The sequence below is a fragment of the Secundilactobacillus mixtipabuli genome, assembly GCF_002217925.1.
GTDB classification, from domain to species: domain Bacteria; phylum Bacillota; class Bacilli; order Lactobacillales; family Lactobacillaceae; genus Secundilactobacillus; species Secundilactobacillus mixtipabuli.
In genome coordinates, this window is sequence record NZ_BCMF01000001.1 from 296,578 (window position 1) to 314,740 (window position 18,163).

Genomic DNA, 18,163 nt, shown 5'->3' on the forward strand with positions numbered 1-18,163 from the left:
GTAACTTACCAGCCGGTGGCTTACCAACGTGCTTAACACTGCGGGTAACTTACCAGCCGGTGGGTTACCAACGTGCTTAACACTGCGGGTAGACTACCGACCAGCGGCTTACCAACGTGCTTAACACTGCGGGTAACTTACCAGCCGGTGGGTTACCACCCCCTCAACAGCGTGAGCAGCCTACTAACGTGATACTTAACCCGCTCTTCTTACCAGCACAGTCAGCCCAAACAACACGACTTCCTATTCATCATAAATATTCTCTTCATTCATATCCGTTGAAATCAGTCAATCGGCTACTCCCCCCTATTTCCGTTTTTTTTCGAATCACTGTAATTCCTGTTATATCAGCATTTATAACGATTTTAATTAAAAAAGTGTTTCCACATTTGTTTCCATTTTTGAGTTAAATATTGTGTTTATTTCTACCTAATTTTTATGATAATTCGCATTATAACAAGTCCTTTCTTCCGTTACTCTTGTTCTGCCGATACGTGGGTTTGTTTAGGTATTTGCTTGAAGCTAAATGAATACCCAGTGGTTTCATTCTTTATCATATTGGAAACCTTAAAGTCTTCTATTAGTGGAGATAGATCCTTTTTTATTGGTTCGATAACTCTTTCACCAATCCGTTTGTCATCATAGCTTTGTGGAAACCCCAGTATACTTTGTAGTTCTTTTGGATTAAGCTCTTTCTTTTCTTCCGTTACACGCCACTGCATGATGTACAATAACATTTTCTTAGCAAATACACTGTCAATTTGCACGAATTCCCATAATGTATGCTCAGTATATGAACTTTCCATCCCATTTAAAATTCCCACTAATCCCGAGTCCACTGAAACTTCAAGGCTACCGGTTTGAGGATCAATTAGATAGTTATAAAAAAGTAACCCTAAACTTTCTCCTCCGTCTGCACTTGTATAGTAAATACGTGGTTCCGTTACACGATGATACGTTCTCGCTATAGCTCTGAGAATAGGTGGTTTTGAGGTCGTCTCGATTCCACTAAGTTTCTTTAAATCAGCCAGAGGAATGGTGATCTTCTCTTCTTTTTTTTCCGCTAACTGCACACATAATGCTAAGAATACGTTCATCTCAGTTTTAGTGAACTTAGAATAATTAATAGTGCTAAATCTATAACTTTCAATATTTTCCAAATTAGTCATCTCCACAATAGCTTCTTGTCACGAATCTAGCACAGTAAATTTAATAACGCAATTAAACGGAAACCTATACAGATTCCAAAACAACATCCGGCTCCCTATGCCTATCTGAAACACAAAAAGTCTTCTTCAAAGTTATTTCATCGAATCTAACCCACGACCTATTCAGAAATGCCAAACTTGCACAAATGAAAAAGCACTCCAAAGAGTGCCTTAATTGATTACTTTAATAACGGTATGATATGCCAATTTTCCCGATGCTCCCCTCCTTGATAATTTTTTACTACTATAAAATATTGGTTTGATAGAATAATATACTCATGTCACTAAATCACCGTACCTGCGCGTCTTTTACTCATCTTCAATTATCTAATAATCTCATGCCAGAGTAATAACTACCAAAACTCGAGTGACCCTTATTCTTCAAAAATCTTTGGCTAAAAAGTTTTGAGAATTTATCGCGACTAATTGACTGATTATTAGCTTTAGCCCAGACTTCAAACTCATTGAGCAGTAAAGTACTTGTTAAACGGTCATTCTTATCGTGCGTGATTTTGATTCGATCTTCAATAAACCAGCCCACAATATCCTGCTTTTTTCTTTCCATCTCACTGATGTCTTGAATCTTCTTTGGGATAACCAGCTGATATGCTTCATTTTCCAAATATTTTCTTGCACCATCAATGATCCACTGGAAAATAACGTTCCGTTCTTCATCAAGTTTATCCGACAATCTGACGTCAATTTTTGGATCACTGGTAGCTGAGAATTTAGCCAGAAATGGGATGTACACTAAGCGACGGTAGATACCTGAATCAGTTCCAACCAATTGAGGTTTATAGTTCGTTGACAACCATACTGTGATTGTTGGCCTGAAGTTAATGTTACCTTTATAAAGCGGTCGAGCATTCTGCTTTTCCCCTGAAAGTAACGATTTAATAAGAGCTTCATTTAATTTAGTTCCACTTTCCAGCTCAGATGTTGTAACAAATCGTTTTCCTTGAAGAGATACAATGTCGGGTGACGCCCCAGAACCATTACTGAACCTTTTATCGGCAATGATCGATTCTGGGTTCATTTTCCAAGCGTAATCTCCTAAAGCATTCGATATCGCATTTAGAAAAACACTTTTTCCGTTAGAACCGTTTTTTCTATCATCAGTGTCATCACCGAATAAAATGAACATCAATTGGTTTCTTCCAAGACCAACCAGAGAATATCCAACAGCACGTTGAACAAATTCTATAATCTCAAGATCCCAAAGGAAAATTTCATTGAGAAACTGTTCCCATCGCGAACCTTCATATGGGAAATTATCGATACACCCATTAGTAATCTTAGTAAGCAGAAATTCCGGATTATGTGAGATTACATCAATTCTTCGATTATCAAAGTCTACTTTCAGAACTCCCGATGGTGTATTGATTAAATTTTCATCAGCATCCAAGTGTTCAACAGCTACCGGAACTAATGATTTTATCTCTTCAATTGCATTCTTTTTACCTGAATGACTGCGTTCCTTAGCAATAAATCGTCGTTTAGCTTCCGTTTCATTGCTGCCGCTTCTAATACTTTCATCTGCGTGAGATGGCTCACCAGACAAATGTTCCACAACCGCGTTAAAACATTGCTCAAGAAATAAATTCTTGTCAACTTCCCACCTAGTAGAATTCCAATAGTAAAAAGATTTCATGTCCGGTACATAAATAAATTGATTTTTGAACGAGTCTACCATCCGTTGAGCCATACCAATATCATCGTACGAATAATACCCAGACTCGTTTCTGTCGTTTTCAAATTCGATAAATGTATCAAAATTTCCGTTTAGTACATCTGAGTTTATAGTTTTCTTATAATTCATTTTGAAAAATCTCGCTTTCACCCCTATAATTAGGGGAATAAATTTTATTTGGTTTTATGCCCGTGTCGATGCACGGGCTTTTTTGGTATAAAAACATGCGCAACTTTTATGTTTCTTATACCTATCTATTATTTTCTGATTCACGATGCCCTTGCTAAGCAATCTATATTTTTATTAGTGTTTATGCTCGTTCATGAACGCAATGGCGTCTTTTTTTGAGACATACTGTAGTCCATCAATATTGATGACCTTTAAGCCGGCAGGAAAGAATTTAGATGTTATCGTTGATCTGCCACAATTTAAGAACTTAGTTGCTTCATTGATTCGCATATAGTCTGGATATCGAGCCTCATTCTTCACAACTTCAAAAGATTCCCTTGCCATGGCTAAAATAGCGTCCCGGAGATTAGCTTCAAATTCATCAGGTAGTTCTACTTTTACTTTCATCTTTTGCACCTCTTAATTCTCATTATTAGTTGATTTTTTCGGGAACTGGGATTGGTAATAATCATTTAGGTTTAATAGCACTGAAATTGGGACACTTTTAGCTGTTCCATCATAAATCGCTTCCAGAGTTTCTCTATCAATACCAGTGCATTAGCTATTTCAGCAATTCTAAGGGATTTGTCATCCGTTGCTACTAAAGTAATAAACATCATATTTCTCCTTAACATTTGAATTTAATATCTTTCAGAATTGGACAATACGCAGCTTATCAAAAAAATACATCCGTGTTTTTGTTAAAAATAGCCGTATCTTTTCCAATCTAATTTTTGGGGTGGTTCACTTAACTACTGTCATCTAATTACTCCTCTCCTGCTTTATTTGCTGTTTCAAATCACAATAAACAGCTGCCTTTAGCTGTAGTTTGTTTTGAACAAGTAAAAGAGTATCAGAATCAGAATTTTTTGTTTTTATCAAAAATTAGATAATGCTATAATTTACCTAAATGCTGATATAGCAGCATTTTACGAGAACTTTTTCTCGTTTGACAAAAGTAATTCTAGGTGTTCTAGATTCTCAAAATATCTAATAACACCACGATTTAGTTTCTCGGCATATATTTCTACTCATCACTGCCCTTGCTAAGCTCGACAGAGGAGAAATAATCATGACGGATGAAATTAAAAGATACCAAAATAAAAAGGGCCAAAAACTTTATAAGTTTAAGGCCTATCTAGGGAAAAATATTTTTACGGGTAAAAAGAAGGAGGTTTCTCGATCAGGGTTTTCATCAAAGCATGAAGCTTCGCTAGAGCTTAATCGCTTGCGATATGAGTTTGAACATTCCAGTAAATACGCGAATGAAAATATCACTTACAAAGAGGTATTTGACAAGTGGAAAAAAGTTTATGCTCCTTCCGTGAACGAGTCGACGTTAAATCGCGTCCTTGGAATTTTTAGAATCCATGTTCTTCCTATAATAGGAGACAAACGGATGATTGATATTGACACTCCCATGTGCCAGAGCTTAATGGATGGTATTGCAACCGAGGTTAAAGACTTTCGAAAGGCTGGCAACTACATCCGTCTCGTTTTCAAGCAGGCAGAGCGGATGTCGTTCATTGATAAGAACCCAATGGACTTTGTAATTTATCCAACCGCAGAGCCGTCACATCCAAAAGCTTTCTGGAACCGTGAGCAACTCATGAAGTTTTTAAAAGTCTTGAACGAATATTATGCTGAACAACCTAAACAACTGGCATACTTACGATTATTGGCAGTCACAGGTGCTCGGAAAGGTGAATTACTCGCACTCAGATTCTCGGATGTAAATTTTAAGGAACACACTGTAAGTATCGACAGAACCATTACACGGGGAATATCAAATGAACAAAAAATTGGTAAGCCTAAAACAGACAATAGTATACGGCATCTCTTCCTTGATGAGGAAACCCTGGATATTTTGCGAAATTGGCAGAACCAACTGAAAAAAGATCTTGTTAGCAAAGGAATCGGTTTACAACCTGATCAACTCCTTTTCCCTAACAGTAAGAATCGAATGACTTCGTTGATGGAACCAAATCGCTGGCTCACAAAAGTTATTGACGCTTATCATTTAAAACCAGTCATCAGTCCACACGGATTCCGGGCAACCACGGCTAGTTTACTGAGCCAAGCTAATATGCCTATGAAGTCAATTCAACTTATCCTCGGTGATAACTCAATTGATGTTATCTTGAAACACTATATCCAACAGGATGAGAGAATGAAACGCGAATCAGCTGATAAATACAGGAAATACCTAGGGCTATAACTAAGTTATCTGTGGCTTTCTTTAGCTTTAAAAATTTACCGAAAATTTACCGAAAAATATTCGGTAAATATAGCAAACTGTGGACAGCAAAAAAGGCTAAATGCTGATATATCAACATCTAGCCTCAACTATAGACAACGGCAATCGCCTATATTGCGCCCCCCGAGAGTCGAACTCGGATCATGAGGACCGAAATCTCATGTGCTATCCATTACACTAAGGGCGCCCAACACAACTATGATAGCTGTGTTGACCAATGATTTCAAGCATTAACGCAATCCCGCAATCTTAGCTGCTGCTTCTTGCAGGTAGATGAAACAAGCTTCGTTACTGGTCTTGAAGTCGTTCACAAATGAATCCGTCTGAGGTTTAACCGTTTCAATCGGCTTCTTCATAATATCAATCACTTCAATATTATCGCCTGACCATCTGGCTGAGTCATAGTGGCCTTCCTCAGCAAACTCTAGATAGGCTTGAAACGAGGCTAATACCGTGTATTTAATGACATCGGCTTCCGTCGCTGTCTCACCGTTAGCTTGGCGGCGAGCAACTTCTTTTTCGACTTCTGCCATGGTTTCTGGAACATCAATTTCCATGAGTAACTCCTCTTTCTGTCTTAGTCTTCACCACATTTTAGCATGTTACATTCCAAATCTCCTGTTAAATTTTTCTGAAGAAGCGAATAATTTTAAATCGGTTTCACAATCGTTGGCATTAAAGGAAGGTGATGGTTACTTTCTATTTTTAAAAAATGAATAACAATTAAATCTTCTCTGCAATTTCTCATTAAATCAGGTAAACTAGGGTTAATGAAATGAAATATTAAATGCAACCAAGGAGGAGAATATGACACTCTTATATCGAAGTACGCGTGGTGCAGCGGATAACGCCTTAACCGCCTCCGCTGCAATTTTACAAGGGTTAAGCCCAGATGGTGGCCTTTACGTGCCAACTGAACAACCTCAACTCGATTTAGATCTGAACGAACTCCCAAACATGAGTTATCAAGAAGTGGCCTTCAAAGTCCTTAAAGCTTTCCTGACCGACTTCACGGATGAAGAAATTAAAAGCTGTGTTGACGCAGCCTATGATGATAAATTTGATGACGCTCGGATTGCGCCGGTTACTCACCATGGCAACGACTATTACCTGGAACTGTTTCATGGTGCTACTATCGCCTTTAAGGATCTCGCACTGTCAATCCTGCCACACCTCATGACCACGGCAGCCAAAAAGAACCATTTTAAAAAGGAAATCGTCATTCTGACTGCAACTTCCGGTGATACTGGTAAAGCGGCAATGGCGGGATTCGCTGACGTCAGCGGCACGAAGATCATTGTCTTCTATCCTAGTCAGGGTGTCAGCGCAATTCAAAAACAGCAGATGATCACCCAAGTTGGCGAAAATACCTACGTGGTAGCAATCAACGGCAACTTTGATCAGGCTCAGACTAACGTGAAGGAAATCTTCAATGATCAGGCTTTCCAAGCACAACTTGCCACTAAGGGCTTCCAGTTTTCATCTGCTAACTCCATTAACATTGGCCGATTGGTACCGCAAGTGGCTTACTACTTTTATGCCTACGGTCAGCTGATCAAACAAGGCGGTATTCAAAACGGTGACACCATCAACTTTAGTGTGCCAACTGGTAACTTTGGTGATATCTTAGCGGGCTACTACGCCAAGCAATTAGGTTTGCCAGTGAACCGGCTGATTTGTGCTTCAAACCAAAATAACGTCTTGACGGATTTCTTTAAAACTGGTTACTATGACCGGATTCGGCCATTTTTCACAACCACTTCTCCCTCGATGGATATCTTGGTTTCCAGCAACTTGGAACGCCTTGTTTTCCACGCTACCGGTGAGGATGCCACTCAAACTGCTGCCTATATGCGCGAACTGGAAAAAAACGGTCATTATCAAGTTAAACCAGCCGTACTAGAACAGCTGCAGGCAACCTTCTCAGCTGACTTCGCTAGCGGTGACGACGATCAGCAAGCCATCGCCAAAGTTTTCAATCAAACTCAGTTTGCCATCGATCCCCACACTGCGGTCGCTAAAGCCGTAGCTGACAAATATCGGCAGGCAACCGATGACCATCATCCAATGGTGATTGTTTCAACTGCCAGTCCCTATAAATTCCCCAACGCCGTTCTTAGTGCTATTGAGGGACACGACGTCACCGTTGATGGTTTAGACGCTGTTCAACAGCTCTTCGACCACATCAACGTACCGTTACCAAAAGCGATTAAAGTCCTCTTCGATGCAAAAGTCCGTCATAATACCACCGTCCAGCCAGATGACATGCGGGCTGCAATTACAAAAATTCTTAAAATTGACTAAGTAAAGCTATTCAAATTATATAAAGAAAGCTATACTTTAATAGTCAAATGTTTTAAGTAACCGAGGTGAAAGTTTGTGGCAGATATTAAGAAAGACTATTTAACCGTTTCAACATACAACGCCATCCTCCATCGTCAGCTTCAACGCGATATGAACCAGTTGCTGATCAAGGATAAATTACCCGTCAACATTACAGAAATGTACTTGATGGTCTTGATCTTGGAGAGTCAACCCATCAGTCAACGCCGTGCATCTACGACGTTAGCTGTCGATGAAGGCTTGATGACGCGAATGGTGAAACACCTGACTGCACTTGGCTTAATTCACAAAGAAGCTGCCGCCAATGACAAACGGGTCAAAGAATTGACATTGACTGCCGATGGCGAGAAGCTGCTGGATTATGGCTTATCACAAGTCAACGAATGGTGGGAATCCATTGAACCCGACTTAAAGGGCATCGACATCAATAATCTAGGGCGTGAACTCTTTGATATTTCTAAAGTTGTGCTCTCCGATCGTCATCAGACACCACTAAATAACGATCGCGTCAACGCGGAACTGGAAAAATAAGTCGTTTAATCAACGCTGAATTTTAAAAAACCGATGACAGTGATCAGCTGTTATCGGTTTTTTTGACTAAAAGCAAAGTTAGTTCTCACTGGTATTTTCACCGTTAAACGACTAGTCTAGACTTGAAACTATCGAGTAAGGAGTGGTTATGATGACACGAACCGTAAGCATTGCGCAGGCACGTCAGGGTGACTCACACACAATTCAAGAAATTGGCATACCATCATTAGTTTTGATGGAACGAGCGGCGTTAGGTGCAACCGGACGCCTGCTAACCGGTGATTTTAATCTTTCAAACGTGTTAGTTTTCGCTGGCACGGGTAATAACGGTGGCGACGGTTTGGCAATCGCACGGATGCTGCACGTCCGGGACGTGAAAGTCACCGTCATGCTCACCGGTGCTGAAGACCACACTTCCACCGAAACGGCACAGCAGCTTAAAATCCTGCACTATTATCAAATCCCAGTCATTCCAGCAAGCACGTCACTCAGCGGCTACACCACGATTATCGATGCGATTTTTGGCATCGGCTTGGATCGGCCTGTTGAAGGCAAATTCGCCGACTGGATCAAGGCCATCAATGCGTCATCCGCAAAAGTATTTAGCGTGGATGTCCCTTCTGGCTTAAATGCTGATACTGGTGAGCCGCAAGGTGCTACCGTAAAGGCGACTGCTACCAGCACCTTTGCCTACGCCAAAAACGGTTTCGTCACGGATCAAGGCAAACAATACACTGGTGAATTATTTGTAGAAGATATCGGTGTCTATCTCAACGATCATTATGAAGCATAATGAGCTTAAAAAGGGGTTCAGAAACGGCCAATTTGCCATTTCTGAACCCCTTTTATTGATGCCGCTATTTAGCTGCAATGGCCTTGATTGCTGCTGCATAAATGTCCATCGCGGTGAACATTTTTTCCATTTCCCACTGCTCATCAACCTGATGCATATAGTCGGGAACACCCGGCAGCATAGCACCAAACGCAACGCACTGATTCATTGTCCGAGCATACGTTGCACCGCCAGAAACTTGCGGTTCCGTCTCATCGCCAGTAACGTCGTGGTAAACCGCCATTAATTTTTCAACTAACTCACTGTCTCTCGGGACATATAACGGTGCGAGGTAATCAAAATCTTCATAGCGATAACCAAATTCGGCTACTTTGGCGGTCATTTGTTCAATCAGCTCATCGTGATCAACGGTCACAGGAATCCGCATATCCACCTGCATCCGTGTCTCTTCCGCGTTCACCTCAATATTGGAAATATTAATAGTTAGGTGGCCAGAGGCTTCATCTGATACATCACCCACTAAGTTCGTTCCCGTCGCATCTTCCTTGAAACAGCGGCCAATAATACCGAGCGGGCCATCTGGGAAAACTTTGTCCAGCGCCATCGCTAACCGTAACACTGCGTTGGTTCCTTGTGGCGCTAACATGGCGTGAACTGACTTACCAGTCACGGTAATGCCATTTTCATCCGTTTCGTAGTCAAAGCCAAAGTCATCTAGTGCTGACTTAACCTCATCGATTTTTGGCCCGTTATACTGGGCTTTGGCAGGTACAGCATTAAAGGCGTTCGTCATCGTTAAGCTAAATTGTGTACTGCCCGGTCCCACAAAATAGGACTGCTGCAACCCTTTTTCAGCGTAAGTCACCGGAAATTCAGAGTCTGGTGCAATGCCGTGAGTAATTGGCGCTTCTTTTTCCTGGTAAACCGCAATTCCCCGCCAAAGGGTCTCTTCATCGGTACCGAAAATAAATCGAATCCGTTCTTTAAACGTGACACCCGCATCCATTAACGCCTTTACCGCATAAAGGGCAGCTATCGATGGCCCCTTGTCATCCTGAACGCCACGTCCGTACATCACACCGTTTTCGACAGCGAGATCAAACGGATCATGGCTCCAATCAGCAATATCACCAGCGGGCACGACGTCAACGTGGCCGAGAACACCAAAGATCTCTTCGCCTTCGCCGACTTCAGCATAGCCGTAATGCCCTTCTGGATCCGTGTAAGTTTTGAAGCCCAGCTCATCACAGATCCGCATCATTTCATCTAAAGCATCTCTTATGGGCTGACCAAATGGTGCGCCTGGTGCTGATTCAGTATTACTCGACGGATGTTTTACTAGTCGTTTGAGCGCTTCTACAGCTTCTTTTTGATGACTTGTTTTAATGTAGGTTTGCATGGTTTGGGCCTCCTTTTTGGTGGTTACTCGTTTTTAATTGTCGAATTGGGCTGTGCGTAGACTGCGTGTTTATACTCACACCATGCCTAATCAGGCTTCAACAAGCAGAGAGCTGCATGTAAGGAGCAACCACCCAAAATCCAAGTTCGGGATTTTTGGCGCCCGCTCCTTACACTCCGCTCTCTAACCGCTTGTTTCAGCACCTTATAAGATAGCCAGTACCCCCAAGAATACACAGCTTACAATGAAGAGGTAAATCATCAGTTTTGCGATCCATTTCCACCACGTACTGATGTTAATGTGGGCAATGGCTAAGGCACCCATCACAACACCTGAAGTTGGGGTAATTAAGTTTACCCAGCCAGATGCTGCTTGGTACGCTGTGATCACCACGCTGCCATCTACGCCAGCGAATTTACCCATCGGTCCGATGATCCCCATCGTTGCGGATGCAAGACCGGAAGTTGATGGAATCAGGAATGACATTGGAATGTAGAAAATGTAGGTGATGATAATGAAGACACTTTCTGAAAGGCCCTTAAGTCCCATTTCACCCCAATGAAGCACCGTATCAGTAATCATACCGTCGTTCATAACCACTTGGATTCCCCGGGCTACCGCAACGATAATGGCTACACTGAGGAATTCCGCCATTCCACCCATAAATGCGTTGATGAAATCTTTTTCCTTCATCTTGTAAACAAACATGATCACCACTGCCATTAATAGGAACAGCATTGTGATTTCTGAGAAGTACCATTCACCCATTGGTACCATGTCGCTGCCCAATAAGTTACCTAATACCGGAATACCCGTTAACCACTTCGTTACACTTTCAAAGAAGGTCCATTTTTCGTTAATCGTGTTCCACGGAATCAACCCAACGATCATCAGCACGAAAGTGAGTCCGAATAGGACCAGAACACCTTTTTGCCGACCCGTCATTGTGCCAACTTCATCCGCGTCGCTAACGGAGAAACGATCTAAGTCTTCTTGCCGCTGTTCAAAAATCACGGACTTGCTTGGATCCTTTTCCACCTTTGAAGCGTAGCGATAAACGTACCAGATACCAACTAACAGTGTGATGACCAACAGGATCAACCGTGGGAACAGTCCCTGACCCATGGAAAGATCCATTGTCTGACTCGCTACCCCAGTGGCAAATGGGTTCACTGTGGAAGCCAAACAGCCAATTTGCGACCCGACTAAAACAATTGCCACGGCCGTCAGTGAATCAAACCCTACCGCAATCATTACCGGAATCAGCAGTGGGTAAAATGCGATTGTTTCTTCTGCCATGCCGTATGTTGATCCGCCTAAAGCGAAGAGAATCATCAAAATTGGGATCAACCGTTTTTCTTTTCCTTTATACCGACGAACAACTGCGCCAATACCATCGTCCAAAGCCTTAGTCTTGTTAACAACGCCAAGGAATCCACCAATCACAAGAATAAATAGCGAAATCGAAATCGCGCCTTCAGTATGGTCGTTACCGATCATCCCGAATACCGGTGCCATAAAAACGTCCCAAATACCTTGTGGGTTCGCCGTTACTGACTTGTAGGTATGCGCGATAATATTGCCAGCTTTATCAGTGTTATATGCTCCAGCAGGAATAATCCAGGTGAGAATTGCAACTAAACAGATAATGATGAACAGAATGGTATACGCTGACGGCATTTTAAACCGTCTCTTTTTGGGATTCACTTTAGGTGTTTGCATTGTCCTCATCTGCTACTGATAACTTATAAAAAGTTATAGATTGTTCTTGCTTCTCCCTATCCTGCCTCGCGCGAAGCTCGCTAATACAGTTGGTGTGATAGTCCACAAGCGTTAATTCCCGGCTAGCCACCGGTACATCCTTTGAAGCCTGTGTTAGTAGGCTAGTTCAAAGTTTTCAGTATCCCTGATATTCAGGGCCGCATTAATATCGCGATCTTCGGTATAATCACAGCTTTGACATTCATACACCCGATCTTGCAGTTTTAAATCAACTTTTTTATGACCACATTGGTGACATACCTTAGAAGTTGGTTCAAAACGATTGGTTAAGTGCACCGGAATGCCTAACTGCTGGCATTTAGTAACCAGTTTGATTCTGAAATTATAGAATCCTTGATAACTAACCGCTTTAGTTAAATGCCGATTTTTCAATATACCTTTAACATTCAAGTCTTCTATGGCTACCCACTGGGGCTTGGTTCTCACCGCAGTGGCAATAATCTTATTTTGATAATCGGACTGAATGTTGGTTAATCGCTGATACAAGCGTTGCACCTTCCGCTGATTTTTGGCTAGATTAAAATCAGTAGCAGACTTCCCTTCTTTCTGTTTTCTAGCTTCCAGTGCGTGATACTGACGGGACATTTTTCTTTGCAGGCGTCTAAGGCGTTTCCTAATGCGCCTTACGCGACTGCTTTTATTCTGATTGGGATACAAAGTACCATCATTTAAAATGGCGAATTCTTTAAGGCCAAGGTCAATACCAATAGGCTCACCAGCTAATTCTAATTTTGGTAATTTGGTCAGTTCTACTAAACAAGTCAAGTAATACCGACCGGCCTTGCATTTGATTCGGCCTTGTTTGATAACGAAGTGTTCTGAGTCTATAGGAATGTAGCCAAATTCTTTGAGGCGTACCCAGCCAAGTTTCGGCAACTTAATCCGGTGGCGCTGACAAGGGATGATTTGCGTTTTACCGTTCTTAACAAAGTAGTAACTGCCCTGACCGCGCTTAAACGATCGCCAGTGTGGATAACCACTCTGTTTCTTAAAGAACCGTTTCATTGCCATATCGGCATCGATAAAGGCCTGTTTAACCGATTTTGCATATAAATCCTTGATCCATAAATCATCAGGATTGACCTCAAGGTAATCATGGTTAAACCACTTACTAAAGGCATACGCATTCAAGTAATAATACCCTCGTTCATAGCGTTGCTGATTGATGTCTAAAAACAAGTTGTAAGCCCAGCGACTGCCACTGATGTGGGAATCAATCTGCCAAGCTTGTTTCTCAGTCGGCTTAATTTCGACTTTATAGGTGAGTAACATCAGTTGTTCCGCCTTATGGAATTTAATCACCAAGGTGAGGTGTCTCTCATATTATACGAAATAGATTTATTCCAAAACGCGTTTTAATGAGATTCCTATAAATCACTACTTATAAGCTATTAGCTAATCCGGAAAATTCACCTCCTAACTTTAACCTTGTGATAGTTTTTACCAAATTTATCAGAATACGAAACATTACAGAGGCACCACTTTACAAACATTAATATCCTTTTACAGCAAAATAGTTACTGTTTATACCTCCTTATTTCTATTCTTTAACACTTTTTAGTCTAGCGGAGACAAGTAACCAAATTGTGACCATTGTTTGAAAATTTTTAATTTTTTGTTAATCGTGAGCATTAATCTTTACTTATTTATCTAAGCCAAGCAAATACGGGTCAGTACCTCTGATACCAAGTTAACGCCTAATATGATATAATCCCCTTGAAAACGTCACCACAGGAGGGATATTAATGGTTGAAGATGGCTATATGAACATTCAAGATGCAGATCCAGACATTATTGTTGACCTTAAATACGCTACTACTGATAATTTTACTGGCCGGGTAATCTATGATTTCACAACGGCAATCGCTCGTACGGGGACCGCTAAGAAATTAGGTAAAGCTGCCAAAGCCTTAAAGCAACAAGGCTACCGAATTAAAGTTTGGGATGCTTACCGCCCAACTGAAGCTCAGGAAAAGTTATTCGAAGTCGTTTCGAACCCCATTTGGGTGGCTGAGCCCGATCCTAATTATTCTCATCAAAAAGGGGTCACCTTTGACCTCACACTGACTGATCTAGAGGGTAAAGAAATCGAAATGCAATCCGGTTTTGACGATTTTACCGGCAAAGCGGTTCGGGACTATCCGCGCACCCCTACTCAGGAGAAGAATTTCCAAACTTTAGTTAAAGCAATGACCGATGCTGGTTTTGTCGGCTATGAAAACGAATGGTGGGACTACCGCGACAACGAAATGGATCAGTATGGCCCACTAGATGCTAATCCAAATGATTATGCACATTCGTAAAAAATTGAGCCAACTAGTAAACATTCACCCCGAAACTGACTATACTATTCTATGGTGATTACCACCTCCAAACGATTAACTCAAGTACGTGGCTCCGTGAAATGCGACCAGGCTTGACTATGGTGATTACCCCCAACCCCTTGAGGATTGGAATTGAGTTAACTCAAAAAACACCGCCCTTTATGTGAAGGACGGTGCTTTTAGTTTCTGATTATTTTACTGTTCATTATTATCTGTCACTTGTTTAACAAATGAATGGTCTGGCACCCGAATCAACGTGAAACGGTTAGCCAATCGACCCGCATGAAGACCGATTCCATTGAGGAAGTTCTTCTTGTAGGTCGTTTCAACAACACCGACCCACGCCTTTTGGTGCATCTTTTCCATCTGGTTGACCTTAGCCTTATCCCATTTATAAGAAGAAGCCACTAAGTTGATGGGACGCTCACCTGCTGAAACGGTGGCACTATCACCCGGCACAATATCTTTTTCACCCTGGGTGTAGAACGTGTAGTACTGGGCTGGTTTACGGCCGTTACCGGTTTTCACAATGACATAGTCCGAACGGTTAGCCGCACTCGTATCCAACACCAGCGGCTTATAATGATAGGAAACTGTTACCCGTTGAGGATTAAGCCTGCTCACATCTTGGAACAGCGTTGTGTAGCCCATGCCCCACAGGCCAAGTAGGAAAATAACTAATTCGATACTCGATTTCGTTATATTTTGCCATGACCACGACCGTTTCTCTGTTACCAACAGCTTCAGCCGGCGCACCCGCATATCGTGTACCATCCATATTAAGTAAACTAATAGCAGGAGCCAAAGCCCCATGCCAACTAAGTTCCATGCTGATTTCATGCTAATCTCCCATTCTCATCCATGATTTAACGCTTACGTCGTTTTGTCCCTTCAAAGAAGCGCTTAACTGCTTTCTAGATTATCGAAAGTCCGGTTCAAAAACAAGTCTTTAGGTAGAAATGTTTCACTGACCTATAATAGCATTATACAACATTACTAGGGGGCTTTTGAAATGTGTACCAGTCTGACGTTAACAACGGTTGACGGCACCCACCTGCTGGCAAGAACGATGGATTTTCCAAACGTTGATCCTTGGCAGCCAACCGTGCTTGAAACAGGGACTAACTGGCGGCCAATTTTAGGTGAACAGCAACGCACGCAGTACCGAATTGTCGGCTCCGCTCGTCACCTAAATGGCCATTACCTGTTTGGTGATGGTTTAAACAGTGCGGGCCTCAGCTGTGCCGAACTCTATTTTCCCAACCGCGTGCACTACTATGATGCCCCGCAAAATGGCATGACTAACTTAACGCCGCAGGATTTTATTCTCTGGGTCCTTAGCCATCACAGCACAATTGCGGAGGTTGCTGCCGATCTGCCAAACATCGCGCTTATTGGTCAGGTCTGGTACGCAGAAAATAAGGTTTACCCTTTTCATTGGTTATTAGCGGACGCTACGGGTGCTACCGCTGTGTTAGAACCAACGGCCCACGCGCTAAAGTTAAGTGCTGATCCAGTAAGGGTGCTAACCAACACCCCTGAACTGGCGGACCATATCCGCCGCGTCAACCAGTTCTTAGATACCGATGAGGCCCATCTCGCTAGTGCAGCCAGTCATTGGTTGGCTGCCAAAAAACCATTACCCGAAGGCCCCATTCCCACTAACCGCTTTATCCGAACCACGATCAATCTATGGGGACAGTCTCAACCTGCAACTGCCGCTGCCGGAGTAACCCAAGCACAATCAATTCTGCAACAGGTCGTCATTCCAAGACAATCAGGCAAGCAGCCAACTAACCATAATTTTACGCACTACATCAGTATCATCGATATGTCACATTTACGCTATCTTCAAATGCCGACGAATGACGACCCAAAATCGACAATTAGTCTGTAATTTTCACAAAAACAAGTCCAAAAAACTGCGATTTAGGTTAAAATCGCAGTTTTTTTTCGTCTTTTTGACGATTATATTCCCACTTTTCCAGCTTTTGTTACAACTTTGAAATAAAGAGATAGAACCTGTTATAACGGCCTTTTCAGTGTTAATAATTGCTCTATTCCACTGAAAAATTACGTTTCTGTCGTTTTCGTTAACCTAATAGATAATTCACTGAAACAGTATTGTAACTTACGATTGATACACTTAGTCTCGTTGAATTGATTAAAACAAATAAGCATTTTAAAAGATAAGTTTACATACAAAGGGGATATTTAATAATTATGAAAAAATGGTTTGTCAGACTCGCATTAACAGCAGTTGCAGTTTTTGGTTTTACGGTAGCTACTAATATGACTCATAGCACAACAGCTGAAGCCGCTACACCTACTTACTCAAACATTTATAAGGTTGCTAAGCAACAACTTGGTAAACCTTACGGCTGGGGTTCAACTGGTCCTTCACGTTTTGATTGCTCAGGATTAACGTCGTACGTTTATAAGAAAGGTGCTTCAAAAGCCATTCCACGTACTGCCCAAGCACAATACAACAAGTATAAGAAGGTTTCATATGCTCACGCCAAGAAGGGTGATTTGGTTTTCTTCGGTGGTAGCAAGCACAGTATCAGCCACGTTGGTATGTACATCGGCCACGGTAAAATGATTGATTCTCAAAACCGCGGTGTGATCGTCGAATCTGTTAAAGCACCTTGGTGGCACCATGTTGGTACTGCTCGAGTAACCGACTTAAAGTAATTCATAACGAATAAAATACCCTTATGACCTGATTATCACAGTGATAACCAGGTTTTTTTGTGAGTGTGTGACAAAACTCGGTAGATTCCAGAATTTAACGTAAAAAATGCCAATTCCGTCGAACTCTCGGAGTTGGTATTTTTTACGTTAAATGGTCGGAATCTGAGTTTTGGCACATGATTAGACCATATTGAAGTGTCGGACTGAAGTACAATCCTAACGAATTCTGTCTAAAGATTGATTGAAATACTTACCAATGTAGACTTATGGCACCGCCGTTTTTGTACTGTTGATTATCAGCACCACGCTACTCAATAAAGTCAAACAACACTCCGTTAGATTTCAAAGCGCCGTATCTACCACATCTGGTAGAAAAATGATAAAGTTACGCCATATATTGTTGCTTTTTTCAAACAGATGTTCTACGATTAACATATCGAGAAAAAGGAGACTTGGCCGTGAACAAACAAAAACCGCAACAGTCACATATTCAGATTACGGTTCGCTTTGTGGAAAAGCAAAACGGAAAAAAGGCGCTCTTTGATGCGCGCAAAATTCTGCGTAGCTTAAACCACCTGACGCATGATGATCGCCTCATCCGCCGTATCAACGCACTTGTGCTTGCTCAAATCGCCGGCTATTCTCAAATTGATACAGCGACGATTCGTCAGCTAATCATTTCTACTTTGAACCTGTTAGACCATCCTGAACTAGCCAAGCGCTATGATGAGTATCATCCATCCGCCACTAAGCAGGATCAGTTCAAGCAGTTGTCATTTTTTAATCTTTAAATTAAACTTTTAAATCGATTCAGCCTGTACCCTAATTTGGTGTGCAGGCTGTTTTTTTATTAACCACAAAACTTACTAATATAAATGGTGTATTCAGCTCGACGGAGTTGAATACACCACTTTTTTTGTTAAAGTGATAGCGAAGCAAAGCCGAGCTGTTTTTTGGCACTTGATGCCGCACAT

Annotated in this window: 16 protein-coding genes and 1 tRNA gene; 8 read left to right on the forward strand and 9 right to left on the reverse strand. The window is 41.8% G+C overall.

The features are described from left to right. Positions 1–473 precede the first annotated feature (473 nt). From IWT5_RS01295 to IWT5_RS01305, 3 genes are all read right to left on the reverse strand, one after another. A complete protein-coding gene (locus IWT5_RS01295) occupies positions 474–1,160 on the reverse strand; it encodes a replication initiation protein (RefSeq protein ID WP_159459259.1) in 687 nt (228 codons plus the stop codon). A 367-nt stretch (positions 1,161–1,527) separates the two neighbouring features. Next, complete coding sequence (locus IWT5_RS01300; RefSeq protein ID WP_089108146.1) at positions 1,528–3,027, reverse strand: DNA primase family protein; 1,500 nt, start codon at positions 3,025–3,027, stop codon at positions 1,528–1,530. 174 nt (positions 3,028–3,201) lie between these two features. Next, positions 3,202–3,474 (reverse strand): hypothetical protein, encoded by a 273-nt coding sequence (locus IWT5_RS01305; protein WP_089108147.1) that lies wholly within the window; start codon positions 3,472–3,474, stop codon positions 3,202–3,204. Positions 3,475–4,138: 664 nt separating this feature from the next. Here IWT5_RS01305 and IWT5_RS01310 point away from each other — a divergent pair. Then, positions 4,139–5,284 carry a tyrosine-type recombinase/integrase gene (locus tag IWT5_RS01310; protein WP_089108148.1) on the forward strand — a complete coding sequence of 382 codons (1,146 nt, stop codon included), beginning with the start codon at positions 4,139–4,141 and terminating at the stop codon, positions 5,282–5,284. Positions 5,285–5,438: 154 nt separating this feature from the next. Here the strand turns inward: IWT5_RS01310 and IWT5_RS01315 are convergent. Beyond that, positions 5,439–5,510: transfer RNA gene (locus IWT5_RS01315), tRNA-Arg, on the reverse strand. A gap of 43 nt (positions 5,511–5,553) precedes the next feature. Beyond that, positions 5,554–5,880, reverse strand: a complete 327-nt coding sequence (locus IWT5_RS01320) for a hypothetical protein (RefSeq protein ID WP_089108149.1) — start codon at positions 5,878–5,880, stop codon at positions 5,554–5,556. 250 nt (positions 5,881–6,130) lie between these two features. On the opposite strand from IWT5_RS01320, the gene thrC reads away from it, so the two are divergent. The 3 genes from thrC to IWT5_RS01335 all read left to right on the forward strand — a co-directional run bounded on the left by thrC (position 6,131) and on the right by IWT5_RS01335 (position 8,990). Then, positions 6,131–7,627, forward strand: a complete 1,497-nt coding sequence (gene thrC / locus IWT5_RS01325) for a threonine synthase (RefSeq protein WP_089108150.1) — start codon at positions 6,131–6,133, stop codon at positions 7,625–7,627. 75 nt (positions 7,628–7,702) lie between these two features. Beyond that, a complete protein-coding gene (locus IWT5_RS01330) occupies positions 7,703–8,197 on the forward strand; it encodes a MarR family winged helix-turn-helix transcriptional regulator (protein WP_089108151.1) in 495 nt (164 codons plus the stop codon). A 151-nt stretch (positions 8,198–8,348) separates the two neighbouring features. Next, positions 8,349–8,990: an NAD(P)H-hydrate epimerase gene (locus tag IWT5_RS01335; RefSeq protein WP_089108152.1), complete on the forward strand. Its 642-nt coding sequence runs from the start codon at positions 8,349–8,351 to the stop codon at positions 8,988–8,990. Positions 8,991–9,054: 64 nt separating this feature from the next. Here IWT5_RS01335 and IWT5_RS01340 read toward each other — a convergent pair whose 3' ends face one another. The 3 genes from IWT5_RS01340 to IWT5_RS01350 form a co-directional block, all read right to left on the reverse strand. After that, positions 9,055–10,389: a M20 family metallopeptidase gene (locus IWT5_RS01340; protein WP_089108153.1), complete on the reverse strand. Its 1,335-nt coding sequence runs from the start codon at positions 10,387–10,389 to the stop codon at positions 9,055–9,057. A 204-nt stretch (positions 10,390–10,593) separates the two neighbouring features. Then, positions 10,594–12,111: a YfcC family protein gene (locus IWT5_RS01345; protein WP_089108154.1), complete on the reverse strand. Its 1,518-nt coding sequence runs from the start codon at positions 12,109–12,111 to the stop codon at positions 10,594–10,596. A 153-nt stretch (positions 12,112–12,264) separates the two neighbouring features. After that, positions 12,265–13,443, reverse strand: a complete 1,179-nt coding sequence (locus IWT5_RS01350; protein WP_225360175.1) for an RNA-guided endonuclease InsQ/TnpB family protein — start codon at positions 13,441–13,443, stop codon at positions 12,265–12,267. A gap of 473 nt (positions 13,444–13,916) precedes the next feature. On the opposite strand from IWT5_RS01350, the gene IWT5_RS01355 reads away from it, so the two are divergent. Further along, complete coding sequence (locus IWT5_RS01355) at positions 13,917–14,474, forward strand: M15 family metallopeptidase (RefSeq protein ID WP_089108155.1); 558 nt, start codon at positions 13,917–13,919, stop codon at positions 14,472–14,474. Between the two features lie 216 nt (positions 14,475–14,690). Here the strand turns inward: IWT5_RS01355 and IWT5_RS01360 are convergent, their stop codons facing one another. Next, positions 14,691–15,335 (reverse strand): LVIS_2131 family protein, encoded by a 645-nt coding sequence (locus IWT5_RS01360; protein WP_089108156.1) that lies wholly within the window; start codon positions 15,333–15,335, stop codon positions 14,691–14,693. 172 nt (positions 15,336–15,507) lie between these two features. Between IWT5_RS01360 and IWT5_RS01365 the strand changes: the two genes are divergently transcribed. From IWT5_RS01365 to IWT5_RS01375, 3 genes are all read left to right on the forward strand, one after another. Continuing rightward, a complete protein-coding gene (locus tag IWT5_RS01365) occupies positions 15,508–16,392 on the forward strand; it encodes a linear amide C-N hydrolase (RefSeq protein ID WP_089108157.1) in 885 nt (294 codons plus the stop codon). Between the two features lie 326 nt (positions 16,393–16,718). Next, the gene (locus tag IWT5_RS01370; protein WP_089108158.1) at positions 16,719–17,189 is read left to right on the forward strand and encodes a C40 family peptidase; all 471 of its coding nucleotides are present in this window, start codon (positions 16,719–16,721) and stop codon (positions 17,187–17,189) included. A gap of 458 nt (positions 17,190–17,647) precedes the next feature. Continuing rightward, complete coding sequence (locus IWT5_RS01375) at positions 17,648–17,980, forward strand: ATP cone domain-containing protein (RefSeq protein WP_159459260.1); 333 nt, start codon at positions 17,648–17,650, stop codon at positions 17,978–17,980. Positions 17,981–18,163 lie beyond the last annotated feature (183 nt).

Bases quoted from the DNA above. Each gene is read 5' to 3' on its own strand.
- IWT5_RS01300 (WP_089108146.1), bottom strand. From the start codon at position 3,027: ATGAATTATAAGAAAACTATAAACTCAGATGTACTAAACGGAAATTTT.
- IWT5_RS01305 (WP_089108147.1), bottom strand. From the start codon at position 3,474: ATGAAAGTAAAAGTAGAACTACCTGATGAATTTGAAGCTAATCTCCGG.
- IWT5_RS01310 (WP_089108148.1), top strand. From the start codon at position 4,139: ATGACGGATGAAATTAAAAGATACCAAAATAAAAAGGGCCAAAAACTT.
- IWT5_RS01320 (WP_089108149.1), bottom strand. From the start codon at position 5,880: ATGGAAATTGATGTTCCAGAAACCATGGCAGAAGTCGAAAAAGAAGTT.
- thrC (WP_089108150.1), top strand. From the start codon at position 6,131: ATGACACTCTTATATCGAAGTACGCGTGGTGCAGCGGATAACGCCTTA.
- IWT5_RS01335 (WP_089108152.1), top strand. From the start codon at position 8,349: ATGACACGAACCGTAAGCATTGCGCAGGCACGTCAGGGTGACTCACAC.
- IWT5_RS01340 (WP_089108153.1), bottom strand. From the start codon at position 10,389: ATGCAAACCTACATTAAAACAAGTCATCAAAAAGAAGCTGTAGAAGCG.
- IWT5_RS01345 (WP_089108154.1), bottom strand. From the start codon at position 12,111: ATGCAAACACCTAAAGTGAATCCCAAAAAGAGACGGTTTAAAATGCCG.
- IWT5_RS01350 (WP_225360175.1), bottom strand. From the start codon at position 13,443: ATGTTACTCACCTATAAAGTCGAAATTAAGCCGACTGAGAAACAAGCT.
- IWT5_RS01355 (WP_089108155.1), top strand. From the start codon at position 13,917: ATGGTTGAAGATGGCTATATGAACATTCAAGATGCAGATCCAGACATT.
- IWT5_RS01360 (WP_089108156.1), bottom strand. From the start codon at position 15,335: ATGAAATCAGCATGGAACTTAGTTGGCATGGGGCTTTGGCTCCTGCTA.
- IWT5_RS01365 (WP_089108157.1), top strand. From the start codon at position 15,508: ATGTGTACCAGTCTGACGTTAACAACGGTTGACGGCACCCACCTGCTG.
- IWT5_RS01370 (WP_089108158.1), top strand. From the start codon at position 16,719: ATGAAAAAATGGTTTGTCAGACTCGCATTAACAGCAGTTGCAGTTTTT.